The sequence below is a fragment of the Pseudomonas sp. SJZ131 genome (assembly GCF_007828705.1).
Taxonomy (GTDB): domain Bacteria; phylum Pseudomonadota; class Gammaproteobacteria; order Pseudomonadales; family Pseudomonadaceae; genus Aquipseudomonas; species Aquipseudomonas prosekii.
On record NZ_VIVC01000002.1, the window covers coordinates 112,481 to 134,055 of the forward strand.

At 57.9% G+C, this 21,575-nt stretch carries 17 protein-coding genes and 2 tRNA genes; 18 read left to right on the forward strand and 1 reads right to left on the reverse strand.

The window, feature by feature from the left end:
• Positions 1–76: 76 nt before the first annotated feature.
• The 7 genes from dnaK to FBY12_RS07435 all read left to right on the forward strand — a co-directional run bounded on the left by dnaK (position 77) and on the right by FBY12_RS07435 (position 9,873).
• Positions 77–1,993: a molecular chaperone DnaK gene (dnaK, locus tag FBY12_RS07405; protein ID WP_092273515.1), complete on the forward strand. Its 1,917-nt coding sequence runs from the start codon at positions 77–79 to the stop codon at positions 1,991–1,993.
• A 297-nt stretch (positions 1,994–2,290) separates the two neighbouring features.
• Positions 2,291–3,415: a molecular chaperone DnaJ gene (gene dnaJ / locus FBY12_RS07410; protein ID WP_101209835.1), complete on the forward strand. Its 1,125-nt coding sequence runs from the start codon at positions 2,291–2,293 to the stop codon at positions 3,413–3,415.
• Between the two features lie 9 nt (positions 3,416–3,424).
• Positions 3,425–4,231: a 4-hydroxy-tetrahydrodipicolinate reductase gene (dapB, locus tag FBY12_RS07415; RefSeq protein ID WP_145252489.1), complete on the forward strand. Its 807-nt coding sequence runs from the start codon at positions 3,425–3,427 to the stop codon at positions 4,229–4,231.
• A gap of 259 nt (positions 4,232–4,490) precedes the next feature.
• Positions 4,491–5,627, forward strand: coding sequence for a glutamine-hydrolyzing carbamoyl-phosphate synthase small subunit (carA, locus tag FBY12_RS07420; RefSeq protein ID WP_121731727.1), 1,137 nt, complete (start codon positions 4,491–4,493; stop codon positions 5,625–5,627).
• A gap of 118 nt (positions 5,628–5,745) precedes the next feature.
• Positions 5,746–8,967, forward strand: coding sequence for a carbamoyl-phosphate synthase large subunit (gene carB / locus FBY12_RS07425; protein WP_121731726.1), 3,222 nt, complete (start codon positions 5,746–5,748; stop codon positions 8,965–8,967).
• Complete coding sequence (greA, locus tag FBY12_RS07430) at positions 8,964–9,440, forward strand: transcription elongation factor GreA (protein ID WP_101209832.1); 477 nt, start codon at positions 8,964–8,966, stop codon at positions 9,438–9,440. The genes carB and greA overlap by 4 nt, the downstream gene beginning before the upstream one ends.
• Positions 9,441–9,468: 28 nt before the next feature.
• Positions 9,469–9,873, forward strand: coding sequence for an MFS transporter (locus FBY12_RS07435; RefSeq protein ID WP_145252490.1), 405 nt, complete (start codon positions 9,469–9,471; stop codon positions 9,871–9,873).
• 9 nt (positions 9,874–9,882) lie between these two features.
• Here the strand turns inward: FBY12_RS07435 and FBY12_RS07440 are convergent, their stop codons facing one another.
• Positions 9,883–10,191 carry a YhbY family RNA-binding protein gene (locus tag FBY12_RS07440; RefSeq protein ID WP_008005472.1) on the reverse strand — a complete coding sequence of 103 codons (309 nt, stop codon included), beginning with the start codon at positions 10,189–10,191 and terminating at the stop codon, positions 9,883–9,885.
• Positions 10,192–10,296: 105 nt separating this feature from the next.
• On the opposite strand from FBY12_RS07440, the gene rlmE reads away from it, so the two are divergent.
• The 11 genes from rlmE to infB all read left to right on the forward strand — a co-directional run bounded on the left by rlmE (position 10,297) and on the right by infB (position 21,428).
• Positions 10,297–10,926: a 23S rRNA (uridine(2552)-2'-O)-methyltransferase RlmE gene (gene rlmE, locus FBY12_RS07445; RefSeq protein ID WP_145252491.1), complete on the forward strand. Its 630-nt coding sequence runs from the start codon at positions 10,297–10,299 to the stop codon at positions 10,924–10,926.
• Positions 10,927–11,128: 202 nt separating this feature from the next.
• Positions 11,129–13,042, forward strand: coding sequence for an ATP-dependent zinc metalloprotease FtsH (gene ftsH, locus FBY12_RS07450; protein ID WP_092273490.1), 1,914 nt, complete (start codon positions 11,129–11,131; stop codon positions 13,040–13,042).
• 8 nt (positions 13,043–13,050) lie between these two features.
• Positions 13,051–13,902 (forward strand): dihydropteroate synthase, encoded by an 852-nt coding sequence (gene folP, locus FBY12_RS07455; RefSeq protein ID WP_145252492.1) that lies wholly within the window; start codon positions 13,051–13,053, stop codon positions 13,900–13,902.
• A gap of 16 nt (positions 13,903–13,918) precedes the next feature.
• Positions 13,919–15,256, forward strand: a complete 1,338-nt coding sequence (gene glmM / locus FBY12_RS07460) for a phosphoglucosamine mutase (protein WP_092273484.1) — start codon at positions 13,919–13,921, stop codon at positions 15,254–15,256.
• 66 nt (positions 15,257–15,322) lie between these two features.
• Positions 15,323–16,078, forward strand: a complete 756-nt coding sequence (gene tpiA / locus FBY12_RS07465) for a triose-phosphate isomerase (protein ID WP_145252493.1) — start codon at positions 15,323–15,325, stop codon at positions 16,076–16,078.
• 4 nt (positions 16,079–16,082) lie between these two features.
• Positions 16,083–16,466 carry a preprotein translocase subunit SecG gene (secG, locus tag FBY12_RS07470; RefSeq protein WP_030128079.1) on the forward strand — a complete coding sequence of 128 codons (384 nt, stop codon included), beginning with the start codon at positions 16,083–16,085 and terminating at the stop codon, positions 16,464–16,466.
• A gap of 24 nt (positions 16,467–16,490) precedes the next feature.
• Positions 16,491–16,576: transfer RNA gene (locus tag FBY12_RS07475), tRNA-Leu, on the forward strand.
• 96 nt (positions 16,577–16,672) lie between these two features.
• Positions 16,673–16,749: transfer RNA gene (locus tag FBY12_RS07480), tRNA-Met, on the forward strand.
• Between the two features lie 138 nt (positions 16,750–16,887).
• A complete protein-coding gene (gene rimP, locus FBY12_RS07485; RefSeq protein ID WP_010463487.1) occupies positions 16,888–17,346 on the forward strand; it encodes a ribosome maturation factor RimP in 459 nt (152 codons plus the stop codon).
• A 47-nt stretch (positions 17,347–17,393) separates the two neighbouring features.
• A complete protein-coding gene (gene nusA / locus FBY12_RS07490) occupies positions 17,394–18,875 on the forward strand; it encodes a transcription termination factor NusA (RefSeq protein ID WP_092273475.1) in 1,482 nt (493 codons plus the stop codon).
• 27 nt (positions 18,876–18,902) lie between these two features.
• Positions 18,903–21,428, forward strand: a complete 2,526-nt coding sequence (infB, locus tag FBY12_RS07495; RefSeq protein ID WP_121731721.1) for a translation initiation factor IF-2 — start codon at positions 18,903–18,905, stop codon at positions 21,426–21,428.
• Positions 21,429–21,575: the final 147 nt, after the last annotated feature.

Below are 21,575 nucleotides of genomic sequence, written 5' to 3' on the forward strand. Positions count from 1 at the left end.
GTCAAGCGTTTAAGTGCTACCGCAGTTAGCCACCACTGCTGCGGCAACCAAATCCAAAAGTTTCGGGAGAGTTAACATGGGCAAAATTATCGGTATCGACCTGGGGACTACCAACTCCTGCGTCTCCGTGCTGGAAAACGGCGTAGCTAAAGTAATTGAAAACGCTGAAGGCGCGCGTACTACGCCGTCGATCATCGCGTATGCCAACGACGGCGAAATCCTCGTTGGCCAGTCGGCCAAGCGTCAGGCTGTGACCAATCCGCATAACACCCTGTACGCGGTGAAGCGTCTGATCGGTCGCAAGTTCGACGAAGAAGTCGTGCAGAAAGACATCAAGATGGTCCCGTACAAAATCGCCAAGGCTGACAACGGCGACGCATGGGTTGAAGTGAACGGCCAGAAAATGTCGCCGCCACAGATCTCGGCTGAAATCCTGAAGAAAATGAAGAAGACCGCCGAAGACTACCTCGGCGAGCCAGTGACCGAGGCGGTGATCACCGTTCCGGCCTACTTCAACGACAGCCAGCGTCAGGCGACCAAAGACGCCGGCCGTATCGCGGGCCTGGACGTTAAACGCATCATCAACGAACCAACCGCAGCTGCTCTGGCTTACGGTATGGACAAGGCGAAAGGCGATCACACCGTGATCGTTTACGACTTGGGCGGCGGTACTTTCGACGTTTCCGTGATCGAAATCGCTGAAGTTGATGGCGAGCACCAGTTCGAAGTATTGGCCACCAACGGCGATACGTTCCTGGGCGGTGAAGACTTCGACATTCGTCTGATCGACTACCTCGTTGACGAATTCAAGAAAGAAAGCGGCATGAACCTCAAAGGTGACCCGCTGGCGATGCAGCGCCTGAAAGAAGCCGCTGAAAAAGCCAAGATCGAACTGTCTTCGAGCAATTCGACCGACGTCAACCTCCCGTACATCACTGCAGACGCGACCGGTCCTAAGCACTTGAACGTGAAAATCTCCCGCGCCAAGCTTGAAGCGCTGGTAGAAGACCTGGTTCAACGCACTATTGAACCATGCCGCATCGCTCTGAAAGACTCCGGTATCGACGTTGGCGCCATCAACGACGTGATCCTGGTTGGCGGTCAGACCCGTATGCCATTGGTTCAGAAGCTGGTCACCGAGTTCTTCGGTAAAGAAGCGCGTAAAGACGTGAACCCGGACGAAGCCGTTGCCATGGGTGCTGCTATCCAGGGCGCAGTATTGGCCGGCGACGTTAAAGACGTTCTGCTGCTGGACGTCAGCCCGCTGACCCTGGGTATCGAAACCATGGGTGGCGTGATGACCGCGCTGATCGAGAAAAACACCACGATTCCTACCAAGAAATCGCAAGTGTTCTCGACTGCCGACGACAACCAGGGCGCTGTGACCATTCACGTGCTGCAAGGTGAGCGTAAGCAAGCGGCGCAGAACAAGTCTTTGGGCAAGTTCGACCTGGCCGAGATTCCACCAGCACCACGTGGTGTGCCACAAATTGAAGTGACCTTCGACATCGACGCCAACGGCATTCTGCACGTAGGCGCCAAAGACAAGGCCACCGGCAAGACTCAGTCGATCGTGATCAAGGCCAACTCCGGTCTGTCCGAGGAAGAGATTCAGCAGATGATTCGCGATGCTGAAACCAACGCCGACGAAGACCGCAAGTTCGAAGAACTGGCCGCTGCCCGTAACCAGGGTGATGCACTGGTTCACTCGACGCGCAAAATGGTCTCGGACGCTGGCGACAAGGTCAGCGCTGAAGAGAAGACTGCAATCGAAGCTGCTGTTGTTGCTCTGGAAGCCGCCGTCAAAGGTGACGACAAAGCTGCAATCGACGCCAAGGTTGAAGAACTGTCGAAAGTCTCCGCGCCAGTCGCTCAGAAAATGTACGCCGAGCAGGCTCAGCCAGCTGAAGGCGCTGCACCGCAGGGCGAATCGGCTGAGAAGGCTGACGACGTTGTCGACGCTGAGTTCGAAGAAGTAAAAGACCAGAAGTAAGTTGTTGGTCGCCCGGTTGACTGCCTTCTGGCGGTGACTGGTAGGATGTCGCCGCGCGGGAGCTTGCTCCCGCGTTGGCGTGTCTGGAGTTAGCGAATTTTTACAGCATGCGACAGCGCTCGCGTGTTGGCGGTATGGCCGAGGATGCTCCTGCTTTTCGCGCAGCAAGTACCGCATCGAATCAAAGACCAGGATCGTTGAATTGACGTGAGTTGGGTCCGGGCCTGTATTGGGGCTCAACGAGTTTGGCAGAGCTCAGGAGGGGTTTGCCGAACGTCCTTAAGAGTGCAAAGACTTATGGCAAAGCGTGACTATTACGAAGTATTGGGTGTTGAGCGTGGCTCAAGCGAAGCAGACCTGAAGAAGGCCTACCGCCGCCTGGCGATGAAGCATCACCCGGATCGTAATCCCGATGACAAAGCGTCGGAAGAGATGTTCAAAGAGGCCAACGAGGCCTACGAAGTACTGTCCGATTCCAGCAAGCGCGCGGCATACGACCAGTACGGTCATGCCGGTGTCGACCCGAGCATGGGCGGCGGCGGTGCCGGTTTTGGCGGTCAGAACTTCTCCGATATCTTTGGTGATGTCTTCAGTGATTTCTTCGGTGGTGGTCGCGGCGGTTCCCGTGGCGGTGCTCAGCGCGGCAGCGACTTGCGCTACACGCTGGAGCTGAATCTGGAAGAAGCGGTGCGCGGCACGTCGGTGAATATCCGCGTTCCGACGCTGGTCAACTGCAAGCCGTGCGACGGTTCGGGCGCCAAGAAAGGCTCCGCGCCGATCACCTGCCCGACCTGCGGCGGTATTGGCCAGGTCCGCATGCAGCAAGGTTTCTTCTCGGTGCAGCAGACCTGCCCGCGCTGCCATGGCCAAGGCAAGATCATTTCCGACCCGTGCGATTCCTGCCACGGCGAAGGTCGTGTCGAAGAGTACAAAACCCTTTCCGTGAAAGTCCCGGCCGGTGTTGATACCGGTGACCGTATTCGTCTGTCCGGCGAAGGCGAGGCGGGTGCTCAGGGTGGGCCGACTGGCGACCTGTACGTGGTGATCAATGTGCGCGAGCACGCGATCTTCCAGCGCGACGGCAAGCATTTGTTCTGTGAAGTGCCGATCAGCTTCGTCGATGCAGCGTTGGGCGGCGAGCTGGAGATTCCGACCCTTGATGGTCGAGTCAAACTGAAAATCCCGGAAGGGACGCAGACCGGCAAGCAGTTCCGTGTTCGCGGCAAAGGCGTTGCGCCGGTGCGTGGCGGCGGTGCTGGTGACTTGATGTGTCGGGTGGCGGTGGAAACCCCGGTCAACCTGGGCCGTCGTCAGCGCGAATTGCTCGAGGAGTTCCGCAGTTCGCTGGCGGACGACAACAGCCATTCGCCGAAAACCACCGGTTGGTTCGAAGGCGTGAAGCGCTTCTTCGGCGACTTGTAAGGAGTGAGCATGCGACGTATTGCGGTGATGGGCGCTGCCGGGCGCATGGGCAAGATCCTCGTTGAAGCGGTGCAGCAACGCGCGCCGCTGACCGGTCTGACGGCAGCCATCGTGCGCCCCGGCAGCACGCTGATTGGCGTCGATGCCGGTGAGCTGGCTTCGCTGGGCCGGATCGGTGTGCCGCTGTGCGGGCATGTCGAAGCCGTGGCTGAAGAGTTCGATGTGTTGATCGACTTCACGCTGCCGGAAGTGATGCTGAAAAATCTGGCGTTCTGTCGTAAGGCGGGCAAAGCCATGGTCATCGGCACCACCGGGCTGGACGCTGCGCAGAAGCAGGTGCTGGCCGAGGCGTGCAAGGATATTCCAATCGTGTTCGCGGCTAACTTCAGTGTTGGGGTCAACCTCTCGCTGAAGCTGCTCGACATGGCGGCCCGGGTCTTGGGTGATGAGGCGGATATCGAAATCATCGAGGCGCATCATCGGCACAAGATCGATGCGCCATCCGGCACGGCGCTGCGCATGGGAGAGGTGATCGCCAGTGCGCTGGATCGTGATCTGCAGAAGGTTGCGGTTTACGAGCGCGAAGGTCATACCGGCGCTCGCGAGCGTGAAACCATCGGCTTCGCAACCGTTCGCGGTGGTGATGTGGTGGGTGATCACACCGTGCTGTTTGCCTGCGAAGGCGAGCGACTTGAGATCACGCATAAAGCGTCCAGCCGCATGACATTCGCCAAGGGTGCTGTCCGTGCAGCGCTGTGGCTGGATGGCCGCGCGCCAGGCCTTTATGACATGCAAGACGTGCTCGACCTGCGTTAAGATGCGCCCGAAATCGGGTTCAAACCCAGCGTTTGAACCCGGTTTTACCCCGCCACGCGACGCCCTGTCGCATTCTCCGGCCTTTAAGGCTCATTGGCGGTAGACCGAAAAAGCCTTTTTCTGTAAGCTACAGCTTTAGTGTGTCCACTAAAAGCGCGCAGAATTATTCAGTGAAGAAGCGGGGTGACGTGTCCATACGTCACTCCGCTTTTTTACAACCTGCGATCGCCCTTTCAGGCTTTATTTACGGGAGGTCTTCTTGACTAAGCCAGCCATACTCGCCCTTGCTGATGGCAGCATTTTTCGCGGCGAAGCCATTGGAGCCGACGGTCAGACCGTTGGAGAGGTGGTGTTCAACACCGCCATGACCGGCTATCAGGAAATCCTTACCGATCCTTCCTACGCCCAACAGATCGTTACCCTGACTTATCCGCACATCGGCAACACCGGCACCACGCCGGAAGATGCCGAGTCCGACCGCGTCTGGTCCGCTGGCCTGGTCATTCGTGACCTGCCGCTGGTTGCGAGTAACTGGCGTAACACGATGTCCCTGTCCGATTACCTGAAAGCCAACAACGTTGTGGCAATCGCCGGTATCGACACCCGTCGCCTGACGCGCATCCTGCGTGAGAAAGGCGCGCAGAACGGCTGCATCATGGCCGGCGACAACATCTCCGAAGAAGCCGCGATCGCTGCAGCCCAAGGCTTCCCTGGCCTGAAAGGCATGGACCTGGCGAAAGTCGTCAGCACCAAAGAGAAGTACGAGTGGCGCTCGACTGTCTGGGACCTGAAAACCGACAGCCACGCGACCATCGACGCCTCCGAGCTGCCGTACCACGTGGTTGCCTACGACTACGGCGTCAAGCTGAACATCCTGCGCATGCTGGTCGAACGCGGTTGCCGCGTCACCGTTGTGCCGGCGCAGACGCCAGCCGCTGATGTGCTGGCGATGCAACCGGACGGCGTGTTCCTGTCCAACGGCCCGGGTGATCCGGAGCCTTGCGACTACGCGATCCAGGCGATCAAGGATGTACTGAAAACCGAAATTCCGGTGTTCGGCATCTGCCTCGGTCACCAATTGCTGGCCCTCGCCGCCGGCGCCAAGACCCTGAAAATGGGCCACGGCCACCACGGCGCGAACCACCCGGTCCAGGATCTGGACAGCGGTGTAGTGATGATCACCAGCCAGAACCACGGTTTTGCGGTAGACGAAACGTCGCTGCCGGGCAACGTCCGCGCGATCCACAAATCGCTGTTCGACGGCACCCTGCAAGGCATCGAACTGACCGACAAGAGCGCCTTCAGCTTCCAGGGTCACCCTGAAGCCAGCCCTGGCCCGAACGACGTAGCGCCTCTGTTCGATCGCTTCATCAATGAAATGGCCAAGCGACGTTAATCGCCAGCACTGATGCAGCACAGCTTGAGGGTGGTCCCGACACCGGCGGCCCCCTCAAGGCTTCACAGATTGAACAAGACGGCTTGCCGACTGACCTGCGGATTTGAGTGACAAACCCATGCCAAAACGTACAGACATAAAAAGCATTTTGATTCTCGGCGCTGGCCCGATCGTGATCGGCCAGGCCTGCGAATTCGACTACTCCGGCGCCCAGGCCTGCAAAGCCCTGCGCGAGGAGGGTTACCGCGTCATCCTGGTGAACTCCAACCCGGCGACCATCATGACCGACCCGGACATGGCCGACGCGACCTACATCGAGCCGATCAAATGGCAGACCGTTGCCAAGATCATCGAGAAAGAGCGTCCGGACGCGCTGCTGCCGACCATGGGTGGCCAGACCGCGCTGAACTGCGCGCTGGACCTGGAGCGCGAAGGCGTCCTGGAGAAGTTCGGCGTAGAGATGATCGGCGCCAATGCCGACACCATCGACAAGGCTGAAGACCGTTCGCGCTTCGACAAGGCAATGAAGTCGATCGGCCTCGATTGCCCGCGTTCAGGCATCGCCCACAGCATGGAAGAGGCCAACGCGGTGCTCGAGAAGCTGGGCTTCCCGTGCATCATCCGTCCGTCCTTCACCATGGGCGGCACCGGCGGCGGCATCGCTTACAACCGTGAAGAGTTCGAAGAAATCTGCGCCCGTGGTCTCGACCTGTCGCCGACCAAAGAGCTGCTGATCGACGAATCCCTGATCGGCTGGAAAGAATACGAGATGGAGGTTGTCCGCGATAAAAAGGACAACTGCATCATCGTCTGCTCCATCGAAAACTTTGACCCGATGGGCGTGCACACCGGTGACTCGATCACTGTTGCGCCAGCACAGACCCTGACGGACAAGGAATACCAGATCATGCGTAACGCCTCGTTGGCGGTACTGCGTGAAATCGGCGTGGAAACCGGCGGCTCCAACGTCCAGTTCGGCATCTGCCCGGACACTGGTCGCATGGTCGTCATCGAAATGAACCCGCGTGTTTCGCGCTCTTCGGCACTGGCCTCGAAAGCCACTGGTTTCCCGATTGCGCGTATCGCTGCCAAATTGGCGATCGGCTACACGCTGGACGAATTGCAGAACGAAATCACCGGCGGCGCTACGCCGGCGTCTTTCGAGCCATCAATCGACTACGTCGTCACCAAGCTGCCACGCTTCGCTTTCGAGAAATTCCCGAAAGCCGATGCGCGCCTGACCACGCAAATGAAGTCGGTCGGCGAAGTCATGGCCATCGGCCGGACTTTCCAGGAATCCCTGCAGAAAGCCCTGCGCGGCCTGGAAGTGGGCGTTTGCGGTCTGGACGAGAAGCTCGACCTGAGCAACCCGGAAAGCATGAGCATCCTCAAGCGCGAACTCACCGTGCCGGGTGCCGAACGTATCTGGTACGTGGCCGACGCCTTCCGCGCCGGCCTGTCGGTCGAAGACATCTTCGGCATGAACATGATCGATCCGTGGTTCCTGGTGCAGATCGAAGATCTGATCAAGGAAGAAGAGAAGGTCAAGACCCTCGGTCTGGCCAGCATCGACCGCGACATGATGTTCAAGCTCAAGCGCAAAGGCTTCTCCGACATGCGTCTGGCCAAGCTGCTGGGTGTGACCGAGAAAAACCTGCGTCGCCACCGTCACAAGCTGGAAATCTTCCCGGTCTACAAGCGCGTTGACACCTGCGCGGCCGAGTTCGCCACCGACACCGCCTACATGTACTCGACTTACGAGGAAGAGTGCGAAGCCGCGCCGTCGGGCCGCGACAAGATCATCATCCTCGGCGGCGGTCCAAACCGTATCGGCCAAGGCATCGAGTTCGACTACTGCTGCGTTCACGCGGCACTGGCGCTGCGCGAAGACGGGTACGAGACCATCATGGTCAACTGCAACCCGGAAACCGTTTCGACCGATTACGACACCTCCGATCGCCTGTACTTCGAACCAGTGACCCTGGAAGACGTGCTGGAAATCTGCCGCGTCGAGAAGCCGAAAGGCGTGATCGTCCAGTACGGCGGCCAGACTCCGCTGAAACTGGCTCGCGCTCTGGAAGAGGCCGGCGTGCCAATCATCGGCACCAGCCCTGATGCGATCGACCGTGCCGAAGACCGCGAGCGCTTCCAGCAAATGGTTGAGCGCCTGAACCTGCGTCAGCCGCCAAACGCCACCGTGCGCAGCGAAGACGAAGCGATTCGTGCCGCCAGCAAGATCGGTTACCCGCTGGTGGTTCGTCCGTCCTACGTACTGGGCGGCCGCGCGATGGAAATCGTTTACGAAGAAGAAGAGCTGAAGCGCTACCTGCGTGACGCGGTGAAAGTGTCCAACGACAGCCCGGTGCTGCTCGACCACTTCCTCAACTGCGCCATCGAAATGGACGTGGATGCGGTTTGCGACGGCACTGATGTGGTGATCGGCGCAATCATGCAGCACATCGAGCAGGCCGGCGTTCACTCCGGTGACTCCGCGTGCTCCCTGCCGCCGTACTCGCTGCCTGGGCATATCCAGGACGAGATGCGCGAGCAGGTGAAGAAAATGGCTCTGGAACTGGGTGTTGTCGGCCTGATGAACGTGCAGTTGGCGCTGCAAGGCGAGGACATCTACGTCATCGAAGTCAACCCGCGCGCTTCCCGGACCGTACCGTTTGTGTCCAAGTGCATCGGGGTTTCCCTGGCCATGATCGCGGCTCGCGTGATGGCTGGTAAAACCTTGAAAGAAATCGGCTTCACCAAGGAAATCATTCCGAACTTCTACAGCGTGAAAGAGGCGGTGTTCCCATTCGCCAAATTCCCTGGTGTGGACCCGATCCTGGGCCCAGAGATGAAGTCCACCGGTGAAGTGATGGGCGTCGGCGACACTTTCGGTGAAGCGTTCGCCAAGGCTCAGATGGGCGCCAGCGAAGTGCTGCCGACCGGCGGCACCGCTTTCATCAGCGTCCGCGATGACGACAAGCCACTGGTTGCAGGTGTGGCGCGTGATCTGATCAACTTGGGCTTCGAAGTGGTCGCCACTGCCGGCACTGCCAAGCTGATCGAAGCCGCAGGCCTGAAAGTGCGCCGCGTGAACAAGGTGACCGAGGGTCGTCCGCACGTGGTCGACATGATCAAGAATGACGAAGTCACGCTGATCATCAACACCACCGAAGGTCGTCAGTCGATCGCTGATTCCTACTCCATTCGTCGTAACGCCTTGCAGCACAAGATTTACTGCACCACTACCATCGCTGCTGGCGAAGCTATCTGCGAAGCGTTGAAGTTCGGTCCCGAGAAGACTGTGCGCCGCTTGCAGGACCTACACGCAGGATTGAAGGCATGATCAAGTACCCAATGACTGTCCAGGGCGCGAAAGCCCTGGAAGAAGAACACACCCACCTGACCAAGGTCGTCCGTCCCAAGCTCAGCCAGGACATCGGCACGGCTCGCGAGTTGGGCGACTTAAAGGAAAACGCCGAGTACCACGCTGCCCGCGAGCAGCAGGGTATGGTCGAGGCGCGTATTCGTGACATTGAAGGCCGGATTCAGAATCAGGTCATCATTGATGTCACGACCATTCCTCACACTGGCAAAGTGATTTTCGGCACCACGGTTGAAATCGCCAACGTCGAGACTGACGAGCGCGTGACTTACCACATCGTCGGTGAAGACGAGGCTGACTTCAAAAAGGGCAAGATTTCGGTGGGTTCGCCACTGGCTCGCGCCCTGATCGCCAAGGAAGAAGGTGATGTGGTCGCGGTGAAAACGCCGGGTGGCGTTATCGAGTACGAGATTGTCGAAGTCCGCCACATCTGAAAACAGGCGCCCGCTCCGTGCGGGCGCCATGCTTTGGCAACTGGCCCAGATGTTGTGGGTGGGTGGCCTGTGGCTGCTGCACCTCGGTCTGCAACCGGTGTTGGGCAAAATTGGCCTGGCACCGTTGCTGATCGATGAAATTCGAGGCGCGCTGGATGCGCTGATGGTGGGTTTCGCCACAGCGTGTGTGATATTTCAGGCTTTGGTGCTGATTCAGGCCGAGGGCCTTGTCAGTCTATGGCGGGATATTCGCGGGCAACTGCTGCTGATGGCGCTTTATGCGTGTGCGATGTTTTGTGTCGTGCGCCTGAATTGGCCGGATGCGGTGCGCTGGGAGGCGTTCAGTTTTCTGGTGCTGGGTTTTTCCGGGCTGGTGCTGGTGTTGCAACCCGTGCCTGGATGGAGCGGCAGGGTGCGCGAAGCACACCCTTGACCCTTGCCATCACTTGAAGCGATGGACGTTCGACAGCTGCTTGTTGACGCTGAAGTTCTTGCGGTAAATCAGTGCCATCTTGCCGATGACCTGAACCAGGTCCGCTTTGCCGACCTTGCACAGTTCTGCAATGTTCGCCAGGCGCGACTCGCGATCGAGGATGTTGAGCTTGATTTTAATCAGCTCGTGATCCGCCAATGCGCGTTCGAGTTCGGCTAACACACCTTCAGTCAAACCGTTGTCAGCCACTGTCAAAACTGGTTTCAGATGGTGGCCAATGGATTTGTACTGTTTCTTCTGCTCTTGAGTGAGCGGCATAATCTGACCCCTGCGTCTGATCTTGTAAAAAGCGGCGGCCAGTTTACCCGAGCGAGTCCGGGACCGCCCAGTTAATCACGACCCGTTTTATTTTCGAGGTGGCCCGTGGCCCGTTCCAAGACAAGCCTTAAATGGCTGCAAAGACATGTCAATGATCCCTATGTGAAGCAGGCGCAGAAGGATGGTTACCGTTCGCGTGCGAGTTACAAGCTTCTGGAGGTTCAGGAGAAATACAAACTGATCCGTCCGGGTATGAGCGTTGTCGACCTCGGGGCAGCGCCCGGCGGCTGGTCGCAGGTCACTAGTCGGCTGATCGGTGGTCAGGGGCGTCTGATCGCATCGGACATCCTTGATATGGACAGCATTCCAGACGTGACTTTCATCAAGGGCGATTTTACCCAGGATGAAGTGCTCGCTGAGATTCTGGAGGCCGTGGGTAATTCGCAGGTGGACCTTGTGATTTCCGATATGGCCCCCAATATGAGTGGTACGCCCGAAGTAGATATGCCAAAAGCCATGTTTCTATGTGAACTGGCGCTTGATCTGGCGACTCGGATACTTAAGCCGGGTGGTAATTTCGTGATCAAGGTGTTTCAGGGTGAAGGGTTTGATGCTTACGTGAAGGACGCTCGTCGGAAATTCGACAAGGTCCAGATGATCAAGCCGGACTCCTCGCGTGGCAGTTCCCGCGAGCAATACATGCTGGCTTGGGGCTATCGTGGCCATGCCGAGTAAATCGAGGTTTTTCAGCAGGTCGATAGGTTTTTCGTATTTCGTCCTGTAGGCAATAGCGAATATTGTGTAGAAAGTGTTTCACAAAGGGTTACAGACGGCGCCTGCCAGAGCCGTAGGTAATGTAGTAAGTTAGGCCGGTGAATATCATGCGAAGCGCGCGCCAGTAGCGGAGCTTGCTTCAGAGGGTAGTTAATTGAACGATATGGCAAAGAATCTGATCCTGTGGTTGATCATCGCGGCAGTCCTCGTGACGGTGATGAACAACTTCTCCAGCCCTAACGAGCCGCAGACCCTCAACTATTCCGACTTCATCCAGCAGGTCAAGGATGGCAAGGTCGAGCGCGTAGCGGTTGATGGCTATGTAATTACCGGCAAACGCAATGATGGCGACAGCTTCAAGACCATTCGTCCGGCAATTCAGGACAATGGCCTGATCGGCGACCTCGTGGACAACCACGTTGTAGTCGAAGGCAAGCAGCCAGAACAGCAAAGCATCTGGACTCAGCTCCTGGTTGCAAGCTTCCCGATCCTGGTGATCATCGCCGTCTTCATGTTCTTCATGCGGCAGATGCAGGGCGGTGCTGGTGGCAAGGGCGGGCCGATGAGCTTTGGCAAGAGCAAGGCGCGCCTGCTCTCCGAAGATCAGGTGAAAACTACCTTGGGTGACGTCGCCGGTTGCGACGAAGCCAAAGAAGAAGTTGGCGAACTGGTCGAGTTCCTGCGCGATCCGGGCAAGTTCCAGCGTCTGGGTGGTCGCATTCCTCGCGGTGTGCTGATGGTCGGTCCTCCGGGTACCGGTAAAACCTTGCTCGCCAAGGCAATTGCCGGCGAAGCAAAAGTGCCGTTCTTCACCATCTCCGGTTCTGATTTCGTGGAAATGTTTGTCGGTGTCGGTGCGAGCCGTGTCCGCGACATGTTCGAACAAGCCAAGAAGCACGCACCTTGCATCATCTTCATCGATGAAATCGACGCCGTCGGCCGCCATCGTGGCGCTGGCATGGGCGGTGGTCACGATGAGCGTGAGCAGACTCTCAACCAGCTGCTGGTGGAGATGGACGGCTTCGAAATGAATGACGGCATCATCGTCATCGCTGCAACCAACCGTCCAGACGTACTCGACCCAGCCTTGCTGCGTCCAGGCCGTTTCGACCGTCAGGTTGTAGTAGGGCTGCCGGATATTCGTGGTCGCGAGCAGATCCTCAAGGTTCACATGCGCAAAGTGCCTATGGGTGACGACGTTGCTCCGGCAGTGATCGCTCGTGGTACTCCGGGCTTCTCCGGTGCCGACCTGGCCAACCTGGTCAACGAAGCGTCGTTGTTTGCTGCCCGTACCGGCAAGCGCATCGTTGAAATGAAAGAGTTCGAACTGGCCAAAGACAAGATCATGATGGGCGCCGAGCGCAAATCGATGGTCATGTCCGAGAAAGAGAAGCAGAACACTGCTTACCACGAGGCTGGCCACGCCATTGTTGGTCGTGTCGTGCCTGAGCATGATCCGGTCTATAAGGTTTCGATCATCCCGCGCGGTCGTGCGTTGGGTGTGACCATGTTCCTCCCGGAAGAAGATCGCTACAGCCTGTCCAAACGCGCACTGATCAGCCAGATCTGCTCGTTGTATGGCGGTCGTATCGCAGAAGAAATGACCTTGGGCTTCGACGGTGTCACCACCGGTGCATCGAACGACATCATGCGTGCCAGCCAGATTGCACGGAACATGGTGACCAAGTGGGGCCTGTCGGAAAAGCTCGGTCCGTTGATGTATGCCGAAGAAGAGGGTGAAGTATTCCTCGGTCGCGGCGGTGGTGGTCAGAGTGCAAGCTTCTCCGGTGAGACAGCCAAGCTGATCGACTCCGAAGTGCGCAGCATCATTGACCAATGCTACGGCACGGCCAAACAGATCCTTACGGATAACCGCGACAAGCTCGACGCCATGGCTGATGCGCTGATGAAGTACGAGACGATCGATGCTGATCAGATCGACGACATCATGGCTGGTCGCACGCCGCGCGAGCCGCGTGACTGGTCGGGTGGCGGTGCTGGTCCTACCGGAACGACTCCGGTCGCGCCGGAACCACGTCCGGAAACACCTATCGGCGGCCCAGCTGCTGACGTTTAAGGTTTGAAATGACTTCTGTTCAGTCCCTGACCCGGTTGCCTTGCGGCAACCGGGTTCTTGATTTGGCCCATACGCATGTCATGGGCATTCTCAACGTTACCCCTGATTCTTTTTCCGATGGCGGTCGTTACAGTCAGCTCGATGCCGCGATGCGGCACGCCGAGGCCATGGTGCTGGCCGGCGCGACGCTGATTGATGTCGGTGGCGAATCGACCCGGCCGGGCGCCCGAGCGGTTTCTCCGATCGAAGAGCTTGAGCGCGTAGCGCCGATCGTCGAACGGATCAACCGTGAGCTGGACGTGATCATCTCGGTTGATACGTCTACGCCAGCCGTCATGCGCGAAACTGCACGACTGGGAGCGGGCTTGATCAATGATGTGCGTTCGTTGCGGCGCGACGGTGCCCTGGATGCAGCGGCGGCTACCGGGCTGCCGGTGTGTCTGATGCATATGCTCGGCGAGCCGGGCGACATGCAGGATAATCCCCATTATCACGACGTGACTAAAGAGGTCGGCGATTTCCTCGCCGAGCGCATGGCGCAGTGCGCTTCGGTGGGTATTCCTGCTGAGCGGATCATCCTCGATCCGGGGTTTGGCTTCGCAAAAACCCTGCAACACAATCTAAGCTTGTTCAAACATATGGAAGCCCTGCATGCCTTGGGGCGGCCCCTGTTGGTCGGGGTTTCGCGAAAGAGCATGATAGGTCTGGCGTTGAATCGCCCGGTTGGAGAGCGTCTTTTTGGCGGCTTGGCACTCGCCGCGCTGGCTTCGGTCAAAGGGGCGCGTATATTGCGCGTCCATGATGTCGCCGAAACCGTCGATGTAGTGCGGATGATCGCCGCAGTGGAATCAGCCGAATAAGAATGATGGAGCACTTATGACTAAGAAATATTTTGGTACCGACGGCATTCGTGGTCGGGTCGGCGAGTATCCGATCACCCCGGACTTCATGCTCAAGCTTGGCTGGGCCGCCGGTATGGCGTTCCGCAAGATGGGGGCGTGCAAGGTTCTGGTAGGCAAGGACACGCGCATTTCCGGGTACATGTTTGAATCGGCGCTGGAGGCCGGGCTGACGTCGGCCGGTGCCGATGTGATGCTGCTGGGTCCGATGCCGACCCCGGCCATTGCTTACCTGACCCGGACTTTCCATGCCGAAGCCGGCATCGTGATCAGTGCTTCGCACAATCCGCACGATGACAACGGCATCAAGTTTTTCTCCGGGAAGGGCACCAAGCTTCCTGATGAAGTCGAGCTGATGATCGAAGAGCTGCTCGACACCCCGATGACCGTGGTCGAGTCGAGCAAGATCGGCAAGGTATCGCGCATCAACGACGCATCGGGTCGTTACATTGAATTCTGCAAAAGCAGCGTCCCGACCGGCACCAATTTCGCCGGTCTGAAAATCGTCATCGACTGCGCCCACGGTGCCACCTACAAAGTGGCGCCTAGCGTGTTCCGTGAATTGGGCGCCGAAGTGGTTGTGCTCTCGGCTCAGCCGAATGGCCTGAACATCAATGACAACTGCGGTTCGACCCACATGGGTCAACTGCAAGCGGCGGTGTTGGCCGAGCACGCTGACCTGGGTATTGCCTTCGACGGCGATGGCGATCGGGTGCTGATGGTCGATCACACTGGCGCTATCGTTGATGGTGACGAACTGCTGTTCATCATTGCTCGCGATCTGCATGAGCGTGAAAAATTGCAGGGCGGCGTTGTCGGCACCCTGATGAGCAACCTCGGGCTTGAGCTTGCCCTGGCGGATCTGGCGATTCCTTTCGTGCGCGCCAATGTTGGTGACCGTTATGTGATCGCTGATCTGCTGGAGCGCAACTGGCTGGTCGGTGGCGAGAACTCCGGGCATATCGTTTGCTTCAATCACACAACTACCGGTGACGCGATTATCGCGGCGCTGCAGGTGTTGATGGCGCTCAAGCGTCGTAGCGAAGGACTGGCCCAGGCACGTCAAGCGCTGCGCAAGTGCCCGCAAGTGCTGATCAACGTGCGTTTCGGTGGCGGTGCGAGCCCTCTGGATCACCCGGCGGTCAAGGAAGCCAGCGAGCGCGTTACCCAGGCGATGGCGGGGCGTGGACGCGTGTTGTTGCGCAAGTCCGGGACCGAGCCATTGGTGCGCGTCATGGTCGAAGGCGAGGACGAAACACAGGTTCGTGGTTACGCCGAAGAGCTGGCAAAACTGGTAAGTGAAGTTTCTGCCTGAATTCGGCTTGCCAGCCTTCATTGTGTTGGGTAACATCTGCGCCCACTTTGACCGACGAGGTACAGCATGCGTCGCCCTATGGTAGCTGGTAACTGGAAGATGCACGGTACCCGCGCCAGCGTCGCTGAGCTGATCAACGGGCTGGGTAACCTGGCCTTGCCGAGCGGTGTTGAAGTAGCGGTATTCCCGTCTTTTCTGCATATCAATCAAGTGATTGATGGTGTGGAAGGCAAGTCGATCAAGGTCGGCGCGCAGAACGCTGCGGTGGAATCCAAACAAGGTGCGTTGACCGGTGAAGTTGCACCGAGTCAGCTGGCTGAAGAGGGTTGCTCACTGGTACTTGTGGGCCACTCCGAACGTCGCCAGATCATCGGCGAGAATGATGAAGCACTCATTCGCAAGTTCGCAGCGGCACAGGCATGTGGCTTGATTCCGGTGTTGTGCATAGGGGAAACCCTTGAGCAGCGCGAAGCTGGAAAAACTCTTGAGGTTGTCGGGCGTCAGCTGGGCAGCATCATCGAGGAGCTGGGTGTCGGTGTGTTTGCAAACGCAGTAATTGCTTACGAGCCGGTCTGGGCCATTGGCACCGGGCTGACTGCTTCGCCGCAACAGGCGCAGGATGTGCACGCAGCCATTCGCGCTCAGTTGGCGGCAGAGAATTCTGAAGTCGCGCAAGGTGTGCGGCTTCTATACGGCGGCAGCGTGAAGGCGGCCAATGCGGTCGAACTGTTCGGCATGCCGGATATCGATGGGGGGCTCATTGGTGGAGCTTCCCTGAATGCAGATGAGTTCGGTGCGATCTGTCGCGCCGCGGGAAACTGAAAAAATGCTGGAAACAGTCGTAGTCGTTTTTCATCTGCTGGGTGCATTGGGCGTAGTTGCTCTGGTATTGCTGCAGCAGGGTAAAGGTGCGGACGCTGGCGCGTCTTTCGGAGCAGGTGCTTCAAATACTGTGTTCGGAAGCCAAGGTTCCTCTACCTTTCTTAGTAAGTTTACTGCTATACTTGCCGCCGGTTTCTTCATAACCAGCTTAGGGTTAGGTTACTTTGCTAAAGAGAAAGCTCATGAGCTGACTCAAGTAGGTTTGCCAAACCCGGCAGTGTTGGAAGTTCCAAAGCAGCAACCGGCTTCTGATGATGTCCCGGTGCTTCAAGAGCAAAAGTCGGCTACTCCAGCGACTGACGTACCTCCAGCTCAAGAGCAGAAGTAAGAAGAGGGTTTCAAACGTAGTATTGCCGAGGTGGTGGAATTGGTAGACACGCAACCTTGAGGTGGTTGTGCCCATAGGGTGTAGGGGTTCGAGTCCCCTTCTCGGTACCAATTATCAGGAGAGCCCGCTGTTGCGGGCTTTCTTGTAGGTGGAAGGTTACATTGACCCTGTCAGGGATCGGTCGTATACTTCCGCCCCAGCTTTGTCGCGGGGTGGAGCAGTCTGGTAGCTCGTCGGGCTCATAACCCGAAGGTCGTCGGTTCAAATCCGGCCCCCGCAACCAGTTTCAGGAGCCCCTTTTAAGGGGCTTTTTGTTAGCTGGACACTTTCAACGCCGCTGTTCGACGGCGTTTCAAGGATGGGCGTTTCGCCCATTTTTTTATTTTGCATAGCATGCACATACATGCACGAGGGGGTTCAGGTGTCGAGCAAGCTAGAAGAGTTGCAGGCCTTGCTGGCCCCGGTGGTCGTGGCCCTAGGCTATGAATGCTGGGGTATTGAGTTTTCGGCTCAAGGTCGCCACTCAATGTTGCGCGTTTATATCGATAAAGAAGGCGGCGTGCTGGTGGACGATTGTGCCATCGTCAGCCGCCAGATCAGCGGTGTCCTGGATGTTGAAGATCCGATCGCCGTTGAGTACACCCTTGAAGTTTCCTCGCCTGGCATGGAACGCCCACTGTTCACTATTGAGCAGTTTGCAAAATTTGCCGGTGAACAAGTGAAGATCAAGCTGCGCTCGCCTTTCGAAGGCCGACGCAACTTTCAGGGCCTTCTGCGCGGTGTAGAAGAGCAGGACGTCGTGGTGCAGGTTGAAGACCACGAGTTTCTGTTGCCGATCGATATGATCGACAAGGCCAACATTATTCCCAGTTTTGACTGAGACGCGGATCCCGCGGATCCAATGGCTTGCGAAAGGCGAGGCGTACGATGAGCAAAGAAGTACTGCTGGTTGTTGAGTCGGTATCCAATGAAAAGGGCGTACCGGCAAACGTAATTTTTGAAGCGCTGGAGCTGGCTCTGGCCACTGCTACCAAAAAACGTTTCGAGGACGAAGTCGATCTGCGTGTGGAAATCAATCGCCACACCGGTGCTTACGAGACATTCCGTCGCTGGACGGTCGTCGAAGAAGCAGATCTTGACGATCCGGCCATCGAAACCTGGCCGAGCAAGGTTGCAGAAACGCATCCGGGTGCTCAGGTCGGTGAGGTAGTCGAAGAAAAAATCGAATCCATCGAGTTCGGCCGTATTGCTGCACAGACTGCCAAGCAAGTCATTGTGCAAAAAGTACGCGAAGCCGAGCGCGCACAAGTTGTCGACGCTTACCGCGAACGCCTGGGGGAAATCATCTCCGGCACCGTGAAGAAAGTGACTCGCGACAACGTGATCGTCGATCTGGGCAACAATGCTGAAGCGTTGCTGGCTCGTGAAGACATCATTTCGCGCGAAACCTTCCGTGTCGGCGTGCGTTTGCGTGCGCTGCTCAAGGAAATCCGCACCGAGAACCGCGGCCCGCAGCTGATCCTGTCGCGTACCGCGCCGGAAATGCTGATCGAGTTGTTCCGCATCGAAGTGCCGGAAATCGCTGAAGGCCTGATCGAAGTAATGGCTGCCTCCCGTGACCCGGGTTCGCGTGCCAAGATCGCGGTCCGTTCCAAGGACAAACGCATCGACCCGCAAGGCGCTTGCATTGGTATGCGCGGTTCGCGCGTCCAGGCAGTGTCGGGTGAGTTGGGCGGTGAACGTGTCGACATCGTCCTGTGGGACGATAACCCGGCGCAGTTCGTGATCAACGCAATGTCGCCGGCTGAAGTGGCGGCAATTATCGTTGACGAAGATGCCCATGCAATGGACATCGCCGTTGGCGCAGACAATCTGGCTCAGGCCATCGGTCGCGGTGGTCAGAACGTGCGTCTGGCTAGCCAGTTGACTGGCTGGACCCTGAACGTGATGACCGAATCGGACATCCAGGCTAAGCAGCAAGCAGAAACCGGCGACATCCTGCGCAACTTCATCGACGAGCTGGAAGTCGACGAAGATCTGGCACAGGTGCTGGTAGATGAAGGCTTCACCAGCCTGGAAGAGATTGCCTACGTACCGTTGGAAGAAATGCTCAACATCGACGGCTTTGACGAAGAAACCGTCAACGAGCTTCGCGCTCGCGCCAAGGATCGTTTGTTGACCAAAGCCATCGCTACTGAGGAAAAGCTGGCAGACGCCCATCCGGCCGAAGACCTGCTCTCGCTTGAGGGTATGGACAAGGATTTGGCGATGGAACTGGCGGTGCGCGGCGTAATTACCCGCGAAGACCTGGCCGAGCAGTCTATTGACGACCTGCTCGACATCGACGGCATTGACGATGATCGTGCCGGCAAGTTGATCATGGCCGCCCGAGCCCACTGGTTCGAGTAATTAGGCGCGGCCTGAGGAGAGAAGTGCATGACGCAAGTCACGGTGAAACAACTGGCCGATGAGGTCAAAACACCGGTAGAGCGCCTGTTGCAGCAGATGCGTGAGGCAGGTCTGCCGCACACCGCCGCCGAAGAACATGTGACTGACAGTGAGAAGCAATCTTTGCTGACTCACTTGAAAAGCAGTCACAAGGCGAAAGTGGAAGAACCACGCAAGATTACACTGCAGCGTAAAACCACCAGCACCCTGCGTGTTGCTGGCAGTAAAAGCATCAGCGTTGAAGTCCGTAAGAAGAAAGTTTTCGTACAACGCAGCCCGGAAGAAATCGAAGCCGAGCGCAAACGCGAACTGGATGAACGTCGCGCAGTAGAAAATGCTGCTCGTCAGAAGGCTGAAGAAGAAGCCAAGCGTCGCGCCGAAGAAGAAGCGCGTCGCCAGCCTGCAACTGCGCAAAACGCTACTAACGATGCTGTCGCAGCGCCTGCTGCGGCTGCCGAACCTGTTCGCGAAAGCGCTCCGGTTCCGGCTGCTGCACCGGCTCCTTCGGCCGACCGCAAGCCGAACGATCAGCGTCGTCCGGACAAACCACGCGCTGACGATAACAATCGTCGTAGCGGCGGTGGCGATGGCGAGCGCAAAAACGCTCCGCATCGTGCTTCGGTCAAAGAAAAAGCGCCTGCTCCACGTGTTGCGCCACGCACTACCGACGAAGAAAGCGATGGCTTCCGTCGTGGTGGTCGTGGCAAGGCCAAGCTGAAGAAGCGCAACGCTCACGGTTTCCAGAGCCCAACCGGCCCTGTCGTGCGTGACGTGCAGATCGGCGAGACCATCACTGTTGGCGATCTCGCCCAGCAGATGTCGGTCAAGGCTGCTGAAATCATCAAGTTCATGTTCAAACTGGGTACTCCAGCGACCATCAACCAGGTGCTTGATCAGGAAACTGCTCAACTGGTAGCCGAAGAACTGGGCCACAAAGTGACCCTGGTCAGCGACACCGCCCTGGAAGATTCCCTGGCCGAGTCCCTGAAGTTTGAAGGCGAGACGTTCTCCCGCGCGCCAGTTGTGACCGTAATGGGCCACGTTGACCACGGTAAAACCTCGCTGCTCGACTATATCCGTCGTGCCAAGGTAGCTGCAGGCGAAGCCGGCGGTATCACCCAGCACATCGGTGCATACCACGTTGAAACCGAACGCGGCATGGTCACCTTCCTCGACACCCCGGGTCACGCCGCGTTTACCGCAATGCGTGCCCGTGGTGCCAAGGCGACCGACATCGTGATCCTGGTAGTTGCAGCGGACGACGGCGTAATGCCGCAGACTATTGAAGCTGTCCAGCACGCCAAGGCTGCCGGTGTTCCTCTGGTAGTAGCCGTGAACAAAATCGACAAGCCAGGCGCCGATCTCGATCGCATCCGTAGCGAACTGTCGGTTCACGGCGTGACCTCGGAAGAGTGGGGCGGCGACACCCCGTTCGTATCGGTTTCGGCGAAAGTCGGTACTGGCGTGGACGAGTTGCTCGAAGCTGTTCTGCTGCAAGCCGAAGTTCTGGAATTGAAGGCGACGCCTTCCGCTCCTGGCCGCGGTGTTGTAGTTGAATCGCGTCTCGACAAGGGTCGTGGCCCGGTGGCTACCGTGCTGGTTCAAGACGGTACCCTGCGCCAAGGCGACATGGTTCTGGTCGGTTCGAACTACGGCCGTGTACGTGCCATGCTCGACGAAAACGGCAAGCCAATCAAAGAAGCCGGTCCTTCCATCCCTGTCGAGATCCTCGGCCTGGACGGTACTCCGGACGCTGGCGACGAGATGAGCGTGCTGTCGGACGAGAAGAAAGCCCGTGAAGTGGCTCTGTTCCGTCAAGGCAAGTTCCGCGAAGTCAAACTGGCCCGCGCTCACGCCGGCAAGCTTGAAAACATCTTCGAGAACATGGGCCAGGCAGAGAAGAAGACGCTTAACATCGTCCTCAAATCTGATGTCCGTGGTTCGCTGGAAGCGTTGAACGGCGCCTTGAATGGCCTGGGTAACGACGAAGTGCAAGTGCGTGTTGTCGGTGGCGGTGTCGGTGGTATCACCGAATCCGACGCCAACCTGGCACTGGCTTCCAACGCTGTACTGTTCGGTTTCAACGTGCGTGCCGATGCTGGCGCGCGCAAGATCGTCGAGCAGGAAGGCCTGGATATGCGTTACTACAACGTGATCTACGACATCATCGAAGACGTCAAGAAAGCCCTCACCGGTATGTTGGGCAGCGATGTTCGCGAGAACATCCTGGGTATCGCTGAAGTGCGTGACGTGTTCCGTTCGCCGAAGTTTGGCGCGATCGCCGGTTGCATGGTTATCGAAGGTGTTGTTCACCGTAACCGTCCAATCCGTGTACTGCGTGAAGACATCGTTATCTTCGAAGGCGAGCTGGAATCCCTGCGCCGCTTCAAGGATGACGCTTCCGAAGTACGTGCCGGCATGGAATGCGGTATTGGCGTCAAGAGCTACAACGACGTCAAGCCTGGCGACAAGATCGAAGTTTACGAGAAGGTTCAGGTTGCTCGCAGCCTCTGACTCGCGTACTTCAAGGGCCACGATGAGCCGCTGCATGCAAATGCGCGGCACAGCGTCAGGACTCTAAACGCAACGCCCGGTCTGGCTTTTGTCAGGCCGGGCGTTTGCCGCTTTCAGACCCCACGGGTTTCACCGTGAGGCAGTAAC

Coding starts and splice junctions, on each gene's coding strand:
- infB (WP_121731721.1), top strand. CDS start 18,903: ATGACGCAAGTCACGGTGAAACAACTGGCCGATGAGGTCAAAACACCG.
- ftsH (WP_092273490.1), top strand. CDS start 11,129: ATGGCAAAGAATCTGATCCTGTGGTTGATCATCGCGGCAGTCCTCGTG.
- FBY12_RS07435 (WP_145252490.1), top strand. CDS start 9,469: ATGCTTTGGCAACTGGCCCAGATGTTGTGGGTGGGTGGCCTGTGGCTG.
- glmM (WP_092273484.1), top strand. CDS start 13,919: ATGACTAAGAAATATTTTGGTACCGACGGCATTCGTGGTCGGGTCGGC.
- FBY12_RS07440 (WP_008005472.1), bottom strand. CDS start 10,191: ATGCCGCTCACTCAAGAGCAGAAGAAACAGTACAAATCCATTGGCCAC.
- tpiA (WP_145252493.1), top strand. CDS start 15,323: ATGCGTCGCCCTATGGTAGCTGGTAACTGGAAGATGCACGGTACCCGC.
- folP (WP_145252492.1), top strand. CDS start 13,051: ATGACTTCTGTTCAGTCCCTGACCCGGTTGCCTTGCGGCAACCGGGTT.
- secG (WP_030128079.1), top strand. CDS start 16,083: ATGCTGGAAACAGTCGTAGTCGTTTTTCATCTGCTGGGTGCATTGGGC.
- carB (WP_121731726.1), top strand. CDS start 5,746: ATGCCAAAACGTACAGACATAAAAAGCATTTTGATTCTCGGCGCTGGC.
- dnaJ (WP_101209835.1), top strand. CDS start 2,291: ATGGCAAAGCGTGACTATTACGAAGTATTGGGTGTTGAGCGTGGCTCA.
- greA (WP_101209832.1), top strand. CDS start 8,964: ATGATCAAGTACCCAATGACTGTCCAGGGCGCGAAAGCCCTGGAAGAA.
- dapB (WP_145252489.1), top strand. CDS start 3,425: ATGCGACGTATTGCGGTGATGGGCGCTGCCGGGCGCATGGGCAAGATC.
- dnaK (WP_092273515.1), top strand. CDS start 77: ATGGGCAAAATTATCGGTATCGACCTGGGGACTACCAACTCCTGCGTC.
- nusA (WP_092273475.1), top strand. CDS start 17,394: ATGAGCAAAGAAGTACTGCTGGTTGTTGAGTCGGTATCCAATGAAAAG.